Source organism: Pseudomonas sp. P8_229 (assembly GCF_034008635.1).
GTDB lineage: Bacteria > Pseudomonadota > Gammaproteobacteria > Pseudomonadales > Pseudomonadaceae > Aquipseudomonas.
In genome coordinates this window covers 1,169,330-1,187,812 of the sequence record NZ_CP125378.1, presented here as the reverse complement: position 1 = coordinate 1,187,812, position 18,483 = coordinate 1,169,330, and the positions used below count along the sequence as shown (strand labels likewise).

At 60.1% G+C, this 18,483-nt stretch carries 22 protein-coding genes; 21 read left to right on the top strand and 1 reads right to left on the bottom strand.

Features of this window, described 5'->3' with window-relative positions:
* Positions 1 to 21: 21 nt before the first annotated feature.
* Complete coding sequence (locus QMK55_RS05285; protein ID WP_102355402.1) at positions 22 to 600, bottom strand: Maf family protein; 579 nt, start codon at positions 598 to 600, stop codon at positions 22 to 24.
* 105 nt (positions 601 to 705) lie between these two features.
* Here QMK55_RS05285 and QMK55_RS05280 point away from each other — a divergent pair, with 105 nt between their 5' ends.
* The 21 genes from QMK55_RS05280 (at position 706) to QMK55_RS05180 (ending at position 18,456) form a co-directional block, all read left to right on the top strand.
* A complete protein-coding gene (locus tag QMK55_RS05280) occupies positions 706 to 1,233 on the top strand; it encodes a YceD family protein (RefSeq protein WP_003204262.1) in 528 nt (175 codons plus the stop codon).
* A gap of 13 nt (positions 1,234 to 1,246) precedes the next feature.
* On the top strand, positions 1,247 to 1,429 hold the full coding sequence (rpmF, locus tag QMK55_RS05275) for a 50S ribosomal protein L32 (protein ID WP_003179396.1): 183 nt from the start codon (positions 1,247 to 1,249) through the stop codon (positions 1,427 to 1,429).
* Positions 1,430 to 1,433: 4 nt separating this feature from the next.
* On the top strand, positions 1,434 to 2,444 hold the full coding sequence (gene plsX / locus QMK55_RS05270) for a phosphate acyltransferase PlsX (RefSeq protein ID WP_320328801.1): 1,011 nt from the start codon (positions 1,434 to 1,436) through the stop codon (positions 2,442 to 2,444).
* 123 nt (positions 2,445 to 2,567) lie between these two features.
* Positions 2,568 to 3,506, top strand: coding sequence for an ACP S-malonyltransferase (gene fabD / locus QMK55_RS05265; RefSeq protein WP_320328800.1), 939 nt, complete (start codon positions 2,568 to 2,570; stop codon positions 3,504 to 3,506).
* Positions 3,507 to 3,522: 16 nt separating this feature from the next.
* On the top strand, positions 3,523 to 4,263 hold the full coding sequence (fabG, locus tag QMK55_RS05260; RefSeq protein WP_102355405.1) for a 3-oxoacyl-ACP reductase FabG: 741 nt from the start codon (positions 3,523 to 3,525) through the stop codon (positions 4,261 to 4,263).
* 196 nt (positions 4,264 to 4,459) lie between these two features.
* Positions 4,460 to 4,696 carry an acyl carrier protein gene (gene acpP, locus QMK55_RS05255; protein WP_003175607.1) on the top strand — a complete coding sequence of 79 codons (237 nt, stop codon included), beginning with the start codon at positions 4,460 to 4,462 and terminating at the stop codon, positions 4,694 to 4,696.
* A 108-nt stretch (positions 4,697 to 4,804) separates the two neighbouring features.
* Positions 4,805 to 6,049 carry a beta-ketoacyl-ACP synthase II gene (gene fabF / locus QMK55_RS05250; protein ID WP_025113015.1) on the top strand — a complete coding sequence of 415 codons (1,245 nt, stop codon included), beginning with the start codon at positions 4,805 to 4,807 and terminating at the stop codon, positions 6,047 to 6,049.
* Complete coding sequence (pabC, locus tag QMK55_RS05245; RefSeq protein WP_102355407.1) at positions 6,049 to 6,864, top strand: aminodeoxychorismate lyase; 816 nt, start codon at positions 6,049 to 6,051, stop codon at positions 6,862 to 6,864. The genes fabF and pabC overlap by 1 nt, the downstream gene beginning before the upstream one ends.
* Positions 6,865 to 6,867: 3 nt before the next feature.
* Positions 6,868 to 8,064 (top strand): endolytic transglycosylase MltG, encoded by a 1,197-nt coding sequence (mltG, locus tag QMK55_RS05240; protein WP_320328799.1) that lies wholly within the window; start codon positions 6,868 to 6,870, stop codon positions 8,062 to 8,064.
* Between the two features lie 19 nt (positions 8,065 to 8,083).
* Positions 8,084 to 8,716 (top strand): dTMP kinase, encoded by a 633-nt coding sequence (gene tmk / locus QMK55_RS05235; RefSeq protein ID WP_102355409.1) that lies wholly within the window; start codon positions 8,084 to 8,086, stop codon positions 8,714 to 8,716.
* Positions 8,709 to 9,692: a DNA polymerase III subunit delta' gene (locus QMK55_RS05230; RefSeq protein WP_102355410.1), complete on the top strand. Its 984-nt coding sequence runs from the start codon at positions 8,709 to 8,711 to the stop codon at positions 9,690 to 9,692. Before tmk ends, QMK55_RS05230 begins: the two co-directional genes overlap by 8 nt.
* A 58-nt stretch (positions 9,693 to 9,750) precedes the next feature.
* Positions 9,751 to 10,107 carry a PilZ domain-containing protein gene (locus QMK55_RS05225; RefSeq protein ID WP_025113020.1) on the top strand — a complete coding sequence of 119 codons (357 nt, stop codon included), beginning with the start codon at positions 9,751 to 9,753 and terminating at the stop codon, positions 10,105 to 10,107.
* A 14-nt stretch (positions 10,108 to 10,121) separates the two neighbouring features.
* Positions 10,122 to 10,910 carry a TatD family hydrolase gene (locus QMK55_RS05220; protein WP_320328798.1) on the top strand — a complete coding sequence of 263 codons (789 nt, stop codon included), beginning with the start codon at positions 10,122 to 10,124 and terminating at the stop codon, positions 10,908 to 10,910.
* Between the two features lie 388 nt (positions 10,911 to 11,298).
* Entirely contained in the window at positions 11,299 to 11,937 is a 639-nt protein-coding gene (locus QMK55_RS05215; RefSeq protein WP_007950805.1) for a TetR/AcrR family transcriptional regulator, read from the top strand.
* Between the two features lie 137 nt (positions 11,938 to 12,074).
* Complete coding sequence (locus QMK55_RS05210) at positions 12,075 to 13,043, top strand: GTP 3',8-cyclase MoaA (RefSeq protein WP_025113022.1); 969 nt, start codon at positions 12,075 to 12,077, stop codon at positions 13,041 to 13,043.
* Positions 13,044 to 13,212: 169 nt separating this feature from the next.
* Entirely contained in the window at positions 13,213 to 13,818 is a 606-nt protein-coding gene (locus QMK55_RS05205; protein WP_007967613.1) for a DUF4823 domain-containing protein, read from the top strand.
* 16 nt (positions 13,819 to 13,834) lie between these two features.
* Complete coding sequence (locus tag QMK55_RS05200) at positions 13,835 to 14,395, top strand: DUF1285 domain-containing protein (RefSeq protein ID WP_320328797.1); 561 nt, start codon at positions 13,835 to 13,837, stop codon at positions 14,393 to 14,395.
* A gap of 106 nt (positions 14,396 to 14,501) precedes the next feature.
* A complete protein-coding gene (locus tag QMK55_RS05195; protein WP_102355413.1) occupies positions 14,502 to 15,218 on the top strand; it encodes a FadR/GntR family transcriptional regulator in 717 nt (238 codons plus the stop codon).
* 132 nt (positions 15,219 to 15,350) lie between these two features.
* Positions 15,351 to 16,226 carry an SMP-30/gluconolactonase/LRE family protein gene (locus tag QMK55_RS05190; RefSeq protein ID WP_320328796.1) on the top strand — a complete coding sequence of 292 codons (876 nt, stop codon included), beginning with the start codon at positions 15,351 to 15,353 and terminating at the stop codon, positions 16,224 to 16,226.
* A 270-nt stretch (positions 16,227 to 16,496) separates the two neighbouring features.
* The gene (locus tag QMK55_RS05185) at positions 16,497 to 17,315 is read left to right on the top strand and encodes an SDR family oxidoreductase (RefSeq protein ID WP_102355415.1); all 819 of its coding nucleotides are present in this window, start codon (positions 16,497 to 16,499) and stop codon (positions 17,313 to 17,315) included.
* 136 nt (positions 17,316 to 17,451) lie between these two features.
* Positions 17,452 to 18,456 carry a substrate-binding domain-containing protein gene (locus tag QMK55_RS05180; protein WP_025113028.1) on the top strand — a complete coding sequence of 335 codons (1,005 nt, stop codon included), beginning with the start codon at positions 17,452 to 17,454 and terminating at the stop codon, positions 18,454 to 18,456.
* The last annotated feature ends 27 nt before the right edge of the window (positions 18,457 to 18,483 follow it).

Below are 18,483 nucleotides of genomic sequence, written 5' to 3'. Positions count from 1 at the left end.
TGATGGCCGGTTTTTTGTGTTTCAGGGGATTTGCACGCCCTCGGCCAGCAGCATGTCGATCAGGCGAATGAGTGGCAGGCCGATCAGGCTGGTGGCATCCGGGCCTTCGGTGGATTTGAAGAGGCTCACGCCGAGCCCTTCCGCCTTGAAGCTGCCGGCGCAGTCGTAGGGTTGCTCCAGGCGCAGGTAGCGCTCGATGCGCGCCGCGTCGAGTTCGCGCATGTGTACGGTGAACGGCACGCAGTCGACCTGGCAGTGGCCGGTCTGGCTGTTGAGCAGGGCCAGGCCCGTGAGGAAGGTCACGCTGGCGCCGCTGGCGGCCAGCAGTTGCTCGCGGGCCTTGTCGAAGGTGTGTGGCTTGCCGATGATGCGTTCACCGAGCACGGCCACCTGGTCCGAGCCGATAATCAGATGAGCGGGGTGGCTGGCAGCCAGTGCCCGGGCTTTCTGTTCGGCGAGGCGCTGGACCAGTTCGACGGCTGATTCGCCCGGCTGATGGCTTTCGTCGATATCCGGTGAGCTGCAGACGAACGGCAGGTGCAGGCGGGTGAGCAATTCCCGACGATAAGTCGAGCTTGAAGCGAGTAATAGAGGCAGCATTGGCGTCTCCTGAGGCAGGCGCGAATTCTAGCGGAGGCACGCAAGTGACGGACAGGGCACAATTTCCTTTGACATGGGTGGGGGCATCCCTATAATGCTGCGCCTATGTTGAATGACCCGATTCCACCTCACGTTGACCCGCGCAAATTGGCTGATCGTGGCACCACCCTTCAAGGTGAACTGCTGCTGGCCGATTTGAAGAGACTCTGCGACCCGCTTTCCGACGATGTCGGTACGGTGCAGGCGAAATTCGTTTTTGAACGAGATGAACGTAAATCTGTGGTGATCCACAGCTTTATCGACACCGAGGTCAAAATGGTTTGCCAGCGTTGTCTTGAGCTGGTCACCCTGCCGATCCATAGCGAATGCAGTTACGCTGTGGTGAAGGAGGGTGCGAATACCCAGTCGTTACCGAAAGGTTATGACGTGCTGGAACTGGGCGAAGATCCATTGGATCTGCAGTCACTGATCGAGGAGGAGCTTCTGCTCGCCTTGCCCATTGTGCCTGCTCATCATCCGGAAGAATGCCAGCAGCCGGCGGGAGCAGATGAGCCCGAACCGAGCGAGGACGAGGTAACGCGGTCCAACCCGTTCAGTGTATTGGCGCAGTTAAAGCGTGACCCAAACGTTTAGGAGTTAATCAATTATGGCTGTTCAGCAGAACAAAAAATCCCGCTCTGCCCGTGACATGCGCCGTTCGCACGACGCTCTCGAGGCTAGCACCCTGTCTGTAGAAAAAACCACCGGTGAAGTTCACCTGCGTCACCACGTATCGCCAGAAGGCGTATACCGTGGCCGTAAAGTGATCGACAAGGGCGCTGACGAGTAATCACTTGTCCGCTCAAGTCATCGCGATTGACGCAATGGGCGGGGACTTCGGTCCCCGCAGCATTGTTCAGGCCAGCCTTGCTTGCCTTTCTGCTACGCCCTCGCTGCACCTGACCCTTGTCGGTCAACCCTCCCTTCTTGAAGAATTGATCAACGGCCAATCGGCTGCCGATCGCGCGCGCCTGACGATTGTCCCGGCGTCAGAAGTCATCACCATGGATGAAAAGCCGACCCAGGCCTTGCGTGGCAAACTGGATTCTTCGATGCGTGTCGCCCTTGAGCTGGTGCGGGATGGCAAGGCTCAGGCTTGTGTCAGCGCCGGCAATACCGGGGCGCTGATGGCGCTGTCGCGATTTGTGCTCAAGACATTGCCAGGCATTGATCGGCCGGCGATGGTGGCGGCGATTCCGACGCAAAAGGGTTATTGCCAGTTGCTCGACCTGGGCGCCAACGTCGATTGCAGTGCCGAGCATCTGTTGCAGTTCGCGGTGATGGGTTCGGTGGCGGCGCAGACGCTGGGTATCGCCCGGCCACGGGTGGCGCTGCTCAATATCGGCACCGAAGACATCAAGGGTAATCAGCAGGTCAAGCTGGCGGCGACCTTGTTGCAGGCGGCCCGAGGCATCAATTACATCGGTTTCGTCGAGGGCGATGGCTTGTATCGCGGCGAGGCTGACGTGGTGGTCTGTGACGGATTTGTCGGCAATATCCTGCTCAAGTCCAGCGAAGGCCTGGCGACGATGATCGCGGCGCGCATCGAGGCCTTGTTCAGGAAAAACCTCGCGTCACGCGTTGTGGGGGCCTTGGCGCTGCCATTGATGAAGCGTTTGCAGGCTGATCTGGCGCCGGCGCGACATAATGGCGCAAGCTTTCTCGGCTTGCAGGGCATCGTGGTGAAAAGTCACGGTTCGGCCGGGGTTCAAGGCTTTCAGAGTGCGATTCAGCGCGCGTTGATCGAGATTCAGGAGAACTTGCCCGAACGCCTCCACGGCCGTCTGGAGGATTTGTTGTCTTAGGCGTTTTCGTCGGACAATGCTTAAATGTGACCGCCCGGTTCAAAGGGCCATCCAACTGTCAGTTTCTTGCGTCCCCAAGCGGGGCGTCATTTTCCGACGACAAGATCATTAGGGGCTTGTTACATGTCTGCTTCCCTCGCATTCGTCTTTCCAGGACAGGGTTCGCAGTCCCTCGGCATGTTGGCCGAGCTGGGCGCGGAATATCCGCTGATCCTCGAAACATTCAAAGAAGCCTCCGCTGCTCTGGGCTATGACCTGTGGGCACTGACCCAGCAGGGTCCGGAAGAGCTGCTCAATCAAACCGATAAAACCCAACCAGCCATTCTGACCGCCTCGATCGCCCTGTGGCGTCTGTGGCTGGCTGAAGGCGGTGCGCGTCCGGCATTCGTTGCCGGTCATAGCCTGGGTGAGTACAGCGCACTGGTTGCTGCTGGCAGCCTGAGTCTGGCTGACGCGGTAAAGCTCGTTGAGCGTCGTGGTCAACTGATGCAGGAAGCCGTTCCGGCCGGGCAGGGTGGCATGGCTGCGATTCTCGGTCTGGAAGACGCTGACGTGCTGGCAGCCTGCGCTGAAGCAGCGCAGGGCGAAGTGGTCAGCGCCGTCAACTTCAACTCGCCAGGCCAGGTGGTCATCGCCGGTGCCAAGGCCGCCGTCGAGCGCGCCATCGAAGGCTGCAAGGCCCGTGGCGCCAAACGCGCCATGCCGTTGCCGGTGAGCGTGCCGTCGCACTGCGAACTGATGCGTCCGGCTGCTGAGCGTTTTGCCGAATCCATCGCCGCTATCGACTGGCAGGCGCCGCAGATTCCGGTCGTACAGAACGTCAGCGCGCAAGTGCCGGCCGATCTGGAAACCCTCAAGCGTGATCTGCTCGAACAACTGTACAAGCCAGTTCGCTGGGTTGAATCGGTCCAGACCCTGGCCGCCAAAGGCGCGACCAGTCTGGTCGAATGCGGCCCGGGCAAAGTACTGGCAGGTCTGAACAAGCGTTGCGCCGAAGGCGTTTCGACTACCAACCTCAATACCCCAGATGCTTTCGCTGCCGCCCGTGCAGCGCAAGCCTGAATCAGGAGAAACTTGCATGAGTCTGCAAGGTAAAGTTGCACTGGTCACCGGTGCAAGCCGCGGTATCGGCCAGGCTATCGCCCTGGAGCTGGGTCGTCAGGGCGCCATCGTTATTGGCACCGCGACCTCTGCCAAGGGCGCCGAGGCGATTGCCGCCACCCTGAAAGAACACGGTATTCAGGGCACCGGTCTGGAACTGAACGTCACCAGCGACGAGTCGGTCAGCAAAGTGCTGGCGAGCATTCAGGAGCAGTTCGGTGCGCCGGCGATTCTGGTCAATAATGCCGGTATCACCCGCGATAACCTGATGATGCGCATGAAAGACGATGAATGGTACGACGTGATCGATACCAATCTGAACAGCCTGTATCGCCTGTCCAAGGGTGTTTTGCGTGGCATGACCAAGGCGCGCTGGGGCCGAATTATCAGTATTGGCTCGGTGGTGGGTGCCATGGGCAACGCAGGCCAAGTAAACTATGCAGCCGCCAAGGCCGGTCTGGAAGGTTTCAGCCGTGCGATGGCGCGTGAAGTCGGTTCGCGTTCGATTACGGTCAACTCGGTAACCCCAGGGTTCATCGACACCGATATGACCCGCGAGCTGCCTGAAGCACAGCGTGAAGCCTTGCAGACGCAGATTCCGCTGGGTCGTCTGGGACAAGCTCAAGAGATCGCATCCGTGGTCGCTTTTCTTGCATCCGACGGTGCGGCATACGTCACTGGGGCTACAATCCCGGTGAACGGTGGGATGTACATGTAAGTAAAATGTGACGGATTGCTTCAAAAAAATGTCATACGAGCTGTCTAAAATCCGTTATAAAGCTGCAATCTATTTATAGGCAGAGGGCCACAGGGTTTGAGGAGTGAAGCTTTCAGTTGAAAAGCTGAAAAGCCTTTCTATACACTTACCCACTGGCCAGCTGCCTGAATTTGTCCATTAGGAGTGAAAACAAGGTATGAGCACCATCGAAGAGCGCGTCAAGAAAATCGTTGCCGAGCAACTGGGTGTTAAAGAAGAAGAAGTGGTCAACACTGCTTCCTTCGTAGAAGACCTGGGTGCCGACTCCCTTGACACCGTTGAGCTGGTGATGGCTCTGGAAGAGGAATTCGAGACCGAAATCCCTGACGAAGAAGCTGAGAAGATCACTACTGTACAAGCTGCAATCGACTACGTTACTAGCCACCAGGCGTAATAGTTTGTAATCGTTGTCTGCTGTCATGGAAAAACCGCACTGCCATCATGGCGTGCGGTTTTTTCTTTAGGCCTGATGCAAAGTCGTCATTTGAAAAAGGAGAGTGCTGTGTCGCGTAGACGCGTCGTAGTCACCGGTATGGGTATGTTGTCGCCACTGGGCACAGATGTGCCGAGCAGTTGGCAGGGCATTCTGGCTGGCCGCAGTGGCATTGGTCTGATCGAACACACCGACCTTTCTGCCTATTCCACCCGTTTTGGCGGCTCGGTAAAGGGCTTCAATGTCGAGGAATACCTGTCGGTCAAGGAAGCACGCAAGCTCGATCTGTTCATTCAGTACGGTCTGGCCGCGGGTTTTCAGGCTGTTCGCAACGCAGGTCTGGAAGTCACCGACGCCAACCGTGAGCGCATTGGCGTGGCCATGGGTTCGGGGATCGGCGGTCTGACCAACATCGAGGAAACCAGCCGTACTCTGCATGAGACGGGCCCTCGTCGAATCTCGCCATTCTTCGTGCCAGGCTCGATCATCAATATGATTTCCGGTTTTCTGTCCATCCATCTGGGTGCACAGGGACCTAACTACGCCATTGCCACTGCCTGTACCACCGGTACGCACTGCATTGGCATGGCGGCGCGCAACATCATGTACGACGAAGCCGACGTGATGATTGCCGGCGGTGCCGAGATGGCCGCGTGCGGTCTGGGCATGGGCGGCTTCGGCGCGTCCCGTGCACTGTCGACCCGCAATGACGAGCCGACCCGCGCCAGCCGTCCATGGGACAAGGGTCGTGATGGCTTCGTGCTGTCCGACGGTGCCGGTGCGCTGGTACTCGAAGAGCTCGAGCACGCCAAGGCGCGCGGTGCGACCATCTATGCCGAACTGATCGGTTTCGGCACCAGCGGCGATGCGTTCCACATGACCTCGCCACCTGCCGATGGCGCCGGTGCCGCCCGCTGCATCACCAATGCCCTGCGCGATGCGAAAATCAACATCGACCAGGTACAGTACATCAACGCCCACGGCACCTCGACGCCGGCCGGCGACCTCGCCGAAGCCAATGCGCTCAAGAGCGTGTTCGGTGATCACGCCTACAAACTGGCGGTCAGCTCCACCAAGTCGATGACCGGTCACCTGTTGGGTGCGGCGGGCGCGGTCGAGGCGATCTTCAGTGTGCTGGCGATCAACAGCCAGGTGGCACCGCCAACCATCAACCTCGATGAGCCGGATGAAGGCTGCGATCTCGATTTCGTGCCGCACACTGCGCGCAACATGGACATCGACGTCGTACTGTCCAACTCCTTCGGCTTTGGCGGCACCAACGGCACGTTGGCGTTCCGCCGGTTCGCCGGCTGATGGACAGCTGGGTCGACGGTCAGCCGGCTGACGCTCTGTCGCTGAAAGATCGCGGCCTGGCTTACGGCGATGGGCTGTTCGAGACCATCGCCGTGCAGGGCGGCCAGCCCATCTTGCTGGACCGTCACCTGATGCGTTTGGCCGATGGCTGCGCGCGCCTGGCCATCGCGACTGATATCGAGCTGGTTCGCCAAGAGCTGCTGAGCTATGCGGCAGCGATGGGCGAGGGTGTGCTCAAGCTCATTCTCACCCGGGGTGACGGCTTGCGTGGCTACGCGGCTGATCCAGCGGCGCCGGGCCGACGCATTCTGCAAGGCAATCCTCCTGCGGTTTATCCTGCCGTGCATGGCGAGCAAGGCATACGCCTGTTTCCCTGTGTCACACGGCTGTCGAACCAGCCATTGCTGGCCGGGCTCAAGCATCTGAATCGTCTGGAGCAAGTGCTCGCCCGTGCCGAATGGCGCGACAGCGAACATGCCGAAGGCTTGATGCTCGATCAGGTTGGACGTGTCATCGAAGGCGTGTTCAGCAACCTGTTTCTGGTGCGCGACGGCGTGCTGATTACCCCGGATCTGAAGCGCTGTGGCGTGGCCGGTGTGATGCGTGCTGAAATATTGTTTCAGGCCGAGTCATTGGCCATCCCCACTCAAATCACCGACATCAGCCTCGAACAGCTGCAATGGGCTGATGAAGTCTTTATTTGCAACAGCGTGTATGGCGTCTGGCCGGTACGCGCCTACGCTGCGCTGAGCTGGCCGGTTGGCCCGCTCACCCGTAAACTGCAAACCATTTCCCGCGCCCTACTGGATGCCTGATTCGTGAGACGTAAACTCTTGCTGCTGCTGGAAACCGGACTGGTTCTGGCAGGGCTGCTGATGGGCACCAGCGCCTGGAAAATTCATTCGGCGCTGGAACAGCCCCTGAACATCACGCAGGAAGAACTGCTGGATGTGCCGAAGGGCTCGACGCCGACCCGTACCTTCCTTGAACTCGAAACCGATGGGGTCATCAAGGACGCCTTCTGGTTGCGTATCTATTGGCGCTTCAATCTGGCCGGTACGCCGATCCATAGTGGCGAATACCGCATGCAGCCGGGCATGACCGTCAACGGTCTGATCGACCTGTGGAAGCGTGGCGAAGTGGTGCAGTACAGCCTGACGCTGGTCGAGGGCTGGAACTTCCATCAGGTCCGCGCCGCCCTGGCAAAAGATGAAAAGATCGAGCAGACCCTCAAGGGCATGAGCGACAGCGACGTGATGGAGAAAATCGGCCATCGCGGACTGTTCCCGGAAGGTCGTTTCTTTCCGGACACCTACCGCTTCGTGCGCGGAGTCTCCGACGTCGAATTGCTGAAGAAAGCCTTCGATCGCCTGGACGAGGTGTTGGCCAAGGAGTGGGAAAATCGCTCGGCCGACGCGCCGTACAGCGAGCCTTATCAGGCGCTGATCATGGCCTCGCTGGTGGAGAAGGAAACCGGCGTTCCACAGGAGCGCGGGCAGATTGCTGGCGTGTTCGTGCGCCGTATGGCGCTGGGCATGCAGTTGCAGACCGATCCGACCGTGATCTATGGCCTGGGCGATCGCTACACCGGCAAATTGACTCGCGCGCATCTCAAAGAGCCTACGCCGTATAACACTTATGTGATTCCCGGATTGCCGCCGACGCCGATTGCCATGGTCGGCCGCGAGGCGATTCATGCCGCGCTCAATCCGGTGGAAGGCAACAGCCTGTATTTCGTCGCCCGTGGCGACGGTAGCCATGTGTTCTCCGATGACCTGGATGCGCACAACAGTGCGGTGCGTGAGTTCCAGCTCAAGCGCCGTGCCGATTACCGCTCCAGCCCGGCGCCGGCGAATGCGCCGGCCGCTCCGGCCACGGCCACCGAAGAAGCGATCCCCGCAGCGTCCCCCGACACCGCGCCGGAATCGCTGCCGCAGGTTCCGCCTCAGGATCCTGCGCCAGCCCCGGTGCCTGCTGCCGAGCCTGGCGCGGCAGCACCGCAGAACGCGCAATGACTTTGACTAAGGACTGCCTGTGACTGGCTTGTTTATTACCCTGGAAGGCCCGGAAGGCGCCGGCAAGAGCACCAACCGCGAGTACCTCGCCGAGCGTCTGCGCGCGCAAGGTATCGAAGTGGTGCTGACCCGCGAACCCGGCGGCACGCCGCTGGCCGAGCGCATTCGCGATGTGTTGCTGGCCCCGGCCGACGAAGTCATGAACCCCGACACCGAGTTGTTGCTGGTGTTCGCCGCCCGTGCCCAGCATCTGGCCGAGGTGATTCGCCCGGCACTGGCCCGTGGCGCGGTGGTGCTGTGCGATCGGTTTACCGACTCGACGTATGCCTATCAGGGCGGCGGTCGCGGTTTGTCGCTGGAGCGCATCGCTGCGCTGGAGACGTTCGTTCAGGGCGACCTGCGCCCGGACCTGACGCTGATTTTCGATCTGCCGGTGGAAATCGGTCTGGCCCGCGCCAGTGCTCGTGGACGGCTGGATCGTTTCGAGCTGGAAGGCCGGGCGTTCTTCGAGGCGGTGCGCAATGCGTTTCTGAAACGCGCTGAAGCCGATCCTGCGCGTTATGTGCGTATCGACGCCGGCCAGCCGTTGGCCAAAGTTCAACAATCGCTGGATACCTTGCTGCCGAATTTGCTGGAGCTGGCCCGTGGCTGAGGCCTATCCATGGCAAGACAGCCTCTGGCAGCAGTTGGCCGGACGTAGTCAGCACGCCCACGCGTATCTGCTGCACGGCCCGGCCGGGATTGGCAAGCGTGCGTTGGCCGAGCGGCTGATGGCCAGCCTGCTGTGTCAGCGCCCGACGCCCGAGGCCTGCGGCGAGTGCAAATCCTGCCTGTTGCTCAAGGCCGGCAGTCACCCGGACAACTACATCCTTGAGCCGGAAGAAGCCGACAAGGCGATCAAGGTCGATCAGGTCCGTGATCTGGTCAGTTTCGTGGTGCAGACCGCGCAGTTGGGCGGGCGCAAGGTGGTACTGATCGAACCGGTGGAGTCGATGAACATCAACGCCGCCAACGCCTTGCTCAAGAGCCTCGAAGAGCCTTCGGGCAATACCGTGCTGTTGCTGGTCAGCCACCAGCCGAGCCGTTTGTTGCCGACGATCAAGAGCCGCTGCGTGCAGCAGGCATGCCCGTTGCCGAGTGAGACGGTGAGCCTGCAATGGCTGGCACAGGCGCTGCCGGAGTGCTCAGCAGAGGAGCGTATCGAGCTGCTGACGCTGGCGGCCGGTTCGCCACTGGCGGCGGTCAGCCTGCAGGCCCAGGGCGTGCGCGAACAGCGTGCGCAGGTGGTCGAAGGGGTGAAAAAGCTGCTCAAGCAACAGCAGTCGCCGACGCAACTGGCCGAGGAATGGAAAAACATCCCGATGCTGCGTTTGTTCGACTGGTTCTGCGACTGGTCGAGCCTGATCCTGCGTTATCAACTGACTCAGGATGAAAGCGGCCTCGGTCTGACGGACATGCGCAAAGTGGTGCAGTACCTGGCGCAGAAAAGCGCGCAGGGCAAAGTCCTCGATATTCAGGACTGGATTCTCGCTCAGCGGCAGAAAGTCCTGAGCAAAGCCAACCTCAATCCAGCCTTGCTGCTGGAAGCGTTGTTGGTGCAATGGGTGAGTTTGCCGGGCCAACGGTAATCGCCTCCCGAAACGACTGTGTGCGCCTAGACTCTGAACATCAGCAGTGGAGGTCAACATGAATGAACCCATGAGCCCGGGGCCGCGCAACGGCATCCTGTCCCTGACCATCAAGGACAAGTCGGTGCTGTACGCTGCCTATATGCCGTTCATCAAGAACGGTGGCCTGTTCATCCCGACCAACAAAAGCTACAAGTTGGGCGATGAGGTGTTCATGCTGCTCAATCTGATGGACGAGGCGGAGAAGATTCCGGTGGCCGGCAAGGTCGCCTGGATCACCCCCAAGGGCGCGCAGGGCAATCGTGCCGCCGGAGTCGGCGTGCAATTCAATGAAGGCGACAACACCGCCCGCAGTCGCATCGAAACCCATCTGGCCGGAGCCCTGAAGTCCGACCGTCCCACTCATACGATGTAAGTTGCAGTCCTTTTATGCTCGTAGATTCCCATTGTCACCTTGATCGCCTCGACCTCGCCGCCCATGACGGCTCGCTGGATGCTGCACTCGATGCCGCCCGCCAGCGTGGGGTAGGGCACTTCCTGTGTATCGGCGTCAGCGCCGACAACGCCGCTGATGTCAAAGCCCTCGCCGAGCGCTATGCCGACGTCGATTGCTCGGTCGGCGTGCATCCGCTGGATGTGCAACCGGGCGCGGCGCCCGCGCTGGATTGGTTGCTGCACGAACTCAATCATCCGAAAGTGGTGGCGATCGGCGAAACCGGCCTGGATTACCACTACGAGCCGCAAGCCGCCCAATTGCAGCAGGAATCCTTCCGTCTGCACCTGCAAGCCGGCCAGCAGACCGGCAAACCGGTGATCATCCATACCCGTGGCGCCCGCGCCGATACCCTGGAACTGCTGCGCGAGGCTGCGCTGCCCCAGGCCGGTGTGCTGCATTGCTTCACCGAAGACTGGGACATGGCCAAGGTCGCGCTGGACATGGGCTATTACATCTCCCTGTCGGGCATCGTCACCTTCCGCAACGCCGACGCCTTGCGTGATGTGGCAAGCAAAGTACCGGCCGACCGGTTGCTGGTGGAGACCGATTCGCCCTACCTGGCGCCGATCCCTTATCGGGGCAAGCCGAACCTGCCGCAGTACGTGCGTGAAGTGGCGGAGTTCCTGGCGATGTTGCGCGGGGAAAGCTACGAGCGATTCGCCGAGCAGACCACAGAAAACTTCAAGCGGTTGTTCCCGCTGGCGAGTGTTAAATCTGCTTGAGTGCGAAATGGCCATCGCGAGCAGCCCAGCTCTCGCAGACAAGCCAAATCGCAGGCAAAAAAAACCCGGGTTCTGGGGGGTGAATCCGGGTTAAGACCATTAGGAGTAAAACAAAGGCACGCGGTCCCTTGGTACCTTTATCGGCACGGCACTTGGGGGAGATGCCGTCCGACAGTTCAAGTATTGATCAGTCTGGCGTTCAGTCCAGTTGAGCGGTCGGGGTTTTTAAACAAATTTGGAATACGTTCGCTTCAGTTGAGTTCTCATTGCACCCTTGGCGTTCGCAAAATGAACAAGAAACACAGATATGGTCGGATGATCCGTGCATTTTTGCGCAAGTTAGGCATAATACGCGGCTTCGAATTTTGACCCCTACAGACCTTTTCTTATGCACAAAGAACCTCGTAAGGTCCGTGAGTTTCGTCGCCGCGAGCAAGAAATTCTCGATACCGCGCTCAAGCTGTTCCTCGAACAAGGTGAAGACAGTGTCACCGTCGAGATGATTGCTGATGCCGTGGGTATCGGCAAAGGCACGATCTACAAGCACTTCAAATCCAAGGCCGAGATCTATCTGCGCCTGATGCTCGATTACGAGCGCGATTTGAATGAGCTGTTGCATTCGGCCGATGTCGACAAGGACAAGGAAGCGCTGTCCCGCGCCTACTTCGAATTCCGCATGCGCGACCCGCAGCGCTATCGCCTGTTCGACCGTCTCGAAGAGAAGGTCGTGAAAGGCAATCAGGTGCCGGAAATGGTCGAGGAGCTGCACAAGATCCGTGCCTCGAACTTCGAACGCCTGACCTTGCTCATCAAGGGCCGGATCAGCGAAGGCAAGCTCGAAGACGTGCCGCCGTACTTCCACTACTGCGCGTCCTGGGCGCTGGTGCACGGCGCGGTGGCGCTGTATCACTCGCCGTTCTGGAGCAACGTGCTGGAAGATCAGGAAGGTTTCTTCCAGTTCCTGATGGACATCGGCGTGCGCATGGGCAACAAGCGCAAGCGTGATCCGGAAACCCCGAGCAGCTGAATCATTCAGCGGCCTTATTGCGCCATGATTTCGCTACATGACGCAGTATCGCAGGAATATACTCAGGCATAGGGCTTGCTAAAACTTGATTTGTGAGTCAAGTTTTAGCGGCTCGAAATTCTATCGCCGGAGTGATCATGATCGTTGACCGTCAAGGCAGGCGTTTTCGCAATTTGCGCATCAGCCTGACTTCAGCCTGCAATTACGCCTGTACCTACTGCGTGCCCAACGGCAAGCGGCTGGTGGCTGCGCAGGATGAGCTGTCGGCCGAGGCCATGGCACGCGGCGTGGCCTATCTGATTGAAGCTGCCGGCATCGAGCGATTGCGGATTACCGGCGGTGAGCCGCTGGTCAGCCCCAAACTCGAATCTTTCATGAGCGCCGTCGGCAAGATGGGCCTGGAAGACATTAGTCTGACCACCAACGGTCAACTCCTGGCGAAAAAACTGCCGCTGCTGGTGGATGCCGGTCTGCGTCGGATCAACGTGTCGCTCGATACCCTCGACGCCGGTGCGTTCCGCAGCATCGCCCGTGGCGGCGATCTGGCGACCGTGCTCGATGGCATGGACCAGGCGAAAGCGGCGGGACTGAAGATCAAGGTCAACATGGTGCCGTTGCGCGGGCAGAACCTGGATCAGGTCATGCCGCTGCTCGATTACTGCCTGGAACGTGGCTACGAGTTGCGCTTCATCGAGTTGATGCGCATGGGCCATCTCGCCACCGACTCCAATGCCTTCCTGCAACAGTTCGTCAGCCTGCAGCAACTGCTCAGCCTGATCGGCGAGCGCTACGAGTACGCCCAGGCCGATGCGCCGGTGGACGCCACAGCCGTGCGCTATGCGATCCCGGGCGTCGGTCATTTCGGCGTGATCGCCAACGAAAGCGTGCCGTTCTGCCGTACGTGCTCACGCTTGCGACTGTCGTCGACCGGCTGGCTGCATGGCTGCCTGTCGTCGAGCAACCGCCACTATGTCGGCGATCTGCTCGACAAACCGCGCCATCAGGCATTACCGGCGTTGCAGCGCTTGCTGGTCAAGGCCTTGGGCGACAAGCAGGAAGTGGCGTTCTCTGGTGGCGCAACCATCATGAAAATCATCGGCGGCTGAACAATAGTCTTCGCGAGCAAGCCCGCTCCCACCCTGGAACGCATTCCAGAGTGGGAGCGGGCTTGCTCGCGAAGGCGTTTTGTAATTCAACGAAAATACTGAGCTGGCGCAAAAGCTGCATCCTACGGCCATTCGCCGGTTTTCCGTCACCGGCTTCTGGAGGATGAGGATGCGTAGCCTGGTTTTGCTGCTGGCCGTTTTGGCGCTTGGCGGCTGTATGACTGTCAGCGATATGGCCGAAGGCACTCGCTATCAGATGAGCGACGCGGGTCTGCTGGATCACAGTGACAGCCGCCGGGTGAACAACTTCCGCATTCAGCCGGATTCGTTCATCTACATCGCCCAGGGCGCGTTCGCACCGCCGGGTGGTTCCTACCCGCGCCCGAACGTGGTCGCCGAAGAAGCCTTCAAGGGCTTTGTCGAGTACTTCCCGATGGTCCGGCGCGCCCGGGCTCCGGAAGGCCTCGATCAAGCCATGGGCGAAGCCCGTGATGCCGGCGCTCACTACCTGCTGTACACCCGTTTCGCCAAGGCTGACGACCGTATCGGCAACTCCGATGAGTGGCTCGATCAGGAAGCCGTGGACCGTCTGGGCATCGACGGCGGCGTGATTCAGATCATGTTGATCGAGACCAGCACCCAGTATTTGATTGATACTGCACGGATCAAGAGTCGTGGCGGTTTACTGACGTTCCACGACAACAAGCCTGAAGACCTGATCGGCCCGCCGCTGGCGCAATACGCGCGCAGCCTGTTGGGAGTCGGCGACCAATAATTCAAAGGAGAACGCCATGAGTGGCCCGCAAAAAGCCAATGACCTGTTGGGACAGATCCCGAAAACCAAAGGCCTGCCGCCGGTGCACTTGTGGAACCCGGACTTCTGCGGTGACATCGACATGCGCATCGCCCGCGACGGCACCTGGTATTACCTGGGCACGCCGATCGGGCGCAAGCCGATGGTCAAGTTGTTCTCCACCATCATTCGCCGCGACGGCGATGATTATTTCCTGATTACTCCGGTCGAAAAGGTCGGGATCAAGGTCGACGACGCGCCGTTCGTGGCGATTGCCGTGGAAGTCGAAGGTGAGGGCGAGGCGCAGGTGCTGCGTTTCACCACCAATGTCGAAGAGACCGCCGAGGCCGGACCGCAACATCCGATCCGCGTCGAGATCGACCCGGCGACCCAGGAACCCGCGCCCTACTTGCATATACGCACTAACCTCGAAGCGCTGATTCACCGCAATGTGTTCTATCAACTGGTGGAGCTGGCGGTCAGCCGCGAAATCGACGGGCAGCGCTGGCTGGGTGTGTGGAGTGGCGGCGAGTTCTTCCGCATCGGCCTCGAACCCTGACACGCCCCCCCCTACAGGGGTTTGTGTTTGAGCAGAAAATCCTGATTGACTGTTAATCATATGATGATTAGCGTGAACACCCATCGCGAACCGCTTTGAGGTCTTCATGTCCAGCAGCTTTCATGCATCAACGGTCGATTGGCTGGGCGGCTGGATCGCCGCCGGCCAGGTCAAACCGGGGCAGGCGATCAAGGTCGAGGCGGATCTGGGCCAGCAACTCGGCGTCAGCCGTACCGTGATCCGCGAAGCGATCAAAACCCTCGTCGCCAAAGGCATGCTCGAAGTCGGGCCGAAAGTCGGCACCCGGGTGTTGCCGGTGCGGCGCTGGAACCTGTTCGATCCGCAAGTCGTCGGTTGGCTGTCACGCAACGGTCTGCCGGAAAACTTCGTCGATGACCTGCTCGACCTGCGGCGCACCATCGAACCGATGGCCGTGCGCTGGGCCTGTGAGCGCGCCAGCCTTGAACAGATCCAGGCCGTGCAACTGGCCTACAACGCGCTGGAGCGAGCTGTCGACAGCGGCATTGATTACAACCGTGCCGACCAAGCCTTCCACGAATGCATTCTGGCGGCCAGCCACAATCAGTTCATCGAACAAATGGTCCCGGCCCTCGGCGCTTTGCTCGCCGTATCGTTTGAAGTGTCCGCCGCCGACCCCGACGAATTGCGCCGCACCTTGCCGATCCACAAGGACATGGCCGACGCCATTGCCGCCCGGGATGCTGCGCGTGGCGTGTGGGCCTGCATGACCCTGATCGACAACGCCGACCTGGCAATCAAACGCTTCTACCCACAGGTGATGGCCGACAAGAAAGCCAGTTGAAAACACAAATCCCGCTGTAGGAGTGAGCCTGCTCGCAATGGCGTCGTACCAGAAAAAGCAACGTTGACTGAACCACCGCCATCGCGAGCAGGCTCACTCCTACAGTTAAAACAACAACATGAAGGATTCAACATGACGTGGACCGCCGTAACCCAACACCGCGCCAGACTCGGTGAAGGCCCATTCTGGGACGCCCCCACCCAGGCGCTGTACTGGGTCGATATCGCCGGCCGGCAGGCGCTGCGGCTGATCGGCAACAACGTGCAGATCTGGCAGATGCCCGAGCACGTTTCCGCGTTCATCCCCTGCGCCAGTGGCGATGCGCTGGTGACCCTGAGCAGCGGCGTGTACCGACTGGACCTTGACTCTCCGGGCCTTGAGCCACGTTTGACACTGTTCTGCATCGCCGACCCGCAACCGGGCAATCGGCCCAACGAAGCGCGCTGCGACCCTCAGGGCCGACTGTGGCTCGGCACCATGCAGAACAACATCGGCGACCACGGCGAAGACCTGCCGGTCGTGCGCCGCTCCGGTGGCTTGTTCCGCATCGATCCAGACCAGCACGTCACGCCGTTGCTGCGTGGGCTGGGGATTCCCAACACGCTGCTGTGGAGCGACGACGGCACCACGCTGCTGTTCGGCGACAGTCTCGACGGGACGCTCAATCGCTATTTCATTCACACCGACGGCAATCTCGGCAACGCCGAGCTCTGGTACGGCGCAGACGGGCAGGGCGGCCCGGACGGTTCGGCGATGGACGCTGAAGGTTATGTGTGGAACGCCCGGTGGGACGGCAGATGCCTGCTGCGCCTGACGCCCGAGGGGCAAATCGACCGCAAAATCGATCTGCCCGTCAGCCGGCCGACCAGCTGTGTGTTCGGCGGCGAAGACCTGAAAACCCTGTACATCACCAGCGCCCAGAGTCCGCACAGTCATGCAATGGATGGCGCGGTGCTGTCGCTGCGGGTCGATGTGCCGGGCAAACTCTGCACGCGGTTCGCGGGTTAAATCCCAGAATATGGGATGCAAAATTATATATTGAGATTATTCGGCGGTCGGGTTTATAGTCGGCTCCAGCAGTAACACGCACTCACACTTAAAAAGAACAAAACAGGTGAAGTGATGCAGCGAATCTCTATCGCACTCCCCAGCGGAGTCAGCGTCTCGCAACGGCCCGGCGTCGCTCGCCGCGCCTGCCTGTTTTGTTTTCACAGTCTTCCAGACCGGACATCGTCAGATGCCCGGTTTTTTTGTGCTTACGAACAGGAGTCCTGATCCATGGCTGAACCTCTTTCCTTGCCTTCGGTGCCCGCGCCGCCGAAGGGCGAGCGTCTGAAAAACAAAGTGGTGCTGCTGACCGGTGCCGCCCAAGGCATCGGCGAGGCAATCGTCGCCACCTTCGCCTCGCAGCAGGCCAGATTGGTGATCAGCGATATTCAGGCGGAGAAAGTCGAGAAGGTCGCCGCCCACTGGCGCGAGCAGGGTGCCGACGTGCAGGCGATCAAAGCCGACGTCTCGCGCCAGCAAGACCTGCACGCCATGGCCAAACTGGCGATCGAGCTGCACGGGCGCATCGACGTGCTGGTCAACTGCGCCGGGGTCAACGTGTTCCGTGATCCGCTGCAAATGACCGAAGAAGACTGGCATCGTTGCTTCGCCATCGACCTGGACGGCGCCTGGTATGGCTGCAAAGCCGTGCTGCCGCAGATGATCGAGCAAGGTGTCGGCAGCATCATCAACATCGCTTCGACCCATTCTACGCACATCATTCCTGGCTGCTTTCCTTATCCGGTGGCCAAGCACGGCCTGCTCGGTCTGACCCGAGCGCTGGGCATCGAATACGCGCCGAAGGGCGTTCGGGTCAACGCCATCGCTCCCGGCTACATCGAGACGCAACTGAACGTCGACTACTGGAACGGCTTTGCCGACCCGCACGCCGAGCGTCAGCGCGCGTTCGATCTGCACCCGCCGAAACGCATCGGCCAGCCGATCGAAGTGGCGATGACCGCAGTGTTTCTGGCCAGTGATGAAGCGCCGTTCATCAACGCTTCGTGCATCACCATCGATGGTGGCCGCTCGGTGATGTACCACGACTGAGCGGATCGGCTTTGCGGCGGATGAATCCGCCTGAAATCCAATCATCATACGATATGACTATTTTTGCTCCAGATCGCAGGAACACGCTTTAACGCTTTTCAAATAACGCTCAAGAAAAATAACAAGGAGTCAGCTTATGAAACGTCGTTTCGGGATTCGTACCCTGTGCAGTGCCGCGCTGGCGGTCACCGCGTTCAGTCTGAGCAGCTCGCTGCTGGCTGCCGACACCGTGAAAATCGGCTTTCTGGTCAAACAGGCTGAAGAGCCGTGGTTCCAGACCGAGTGGGCCTTCGCTGAAAAAGCCGCCAAGGACAAAGGCTTCGAACTGATCAAGATCGCCGTGCCGGACGGCGAGAAAACCCTCTCGGCCATCGACAGCCTCGCCGCCAACGGCGCCAAGGGCTTCGTGATCTGCCCGCCGGACGTGTCGCTCGGCCCGGCGATCATGGCCAAAGCCAAACTCAATGATCTCAAGGTGATCGCCGTGGACGACCGTTTCGTCGACGCCAACGGCAAGTTCATGGAAGACGTGCCATACCTCGGCATGGCCGCGTTCGAGGTCGGCCAGAAGCAGGGCAACGCGATGGTCGCCGAAGCGAAGAAACGCAACTGGGACTGGAAAGACACCTACGCGGTGGTCAATACCTACAACGAACTCGACACCGGCAAGAAACGCACCGACGGCTCGGTCAAATCCCTGGAAGACGCCGGCCTGCCGAAGGATCACATCCTGTTCGCGGCACTCAAGACCCTCGACGTGCCGGGCAGCATGGACGCCACCAACTCGGCGCTGGTCAAGCTGCCCAGTGCGGCGAAGAACCTGATCATCGGCGGCATGAACGACAACACGGTGCTCGGCGGCGTGCGCGCCACTGAAGCCGCCGGGTTCGCCGCGGCCAATGTGATCGGTATTGGCATCAACGGCACCGACGCCATCGGCGAGCTGAAAAAGCCCAACAGCGGTTTCTTCGGTTCGATGCTGCCGAGCCCGCACATCGAAGGCTACAAGACGGCCGAGATGATGTACGAGTGGGTCACCACCGGCAAAGAGCCGCCGAAGTACACGGCGATGGACGACGTCACCCTGATCACCCGAGAGAACTTCAAGCAAGAGCTGGAAAAAATCGGCCTGTGGAATTGATGGCTGCTCGATCGGTGTGAAGAGGTG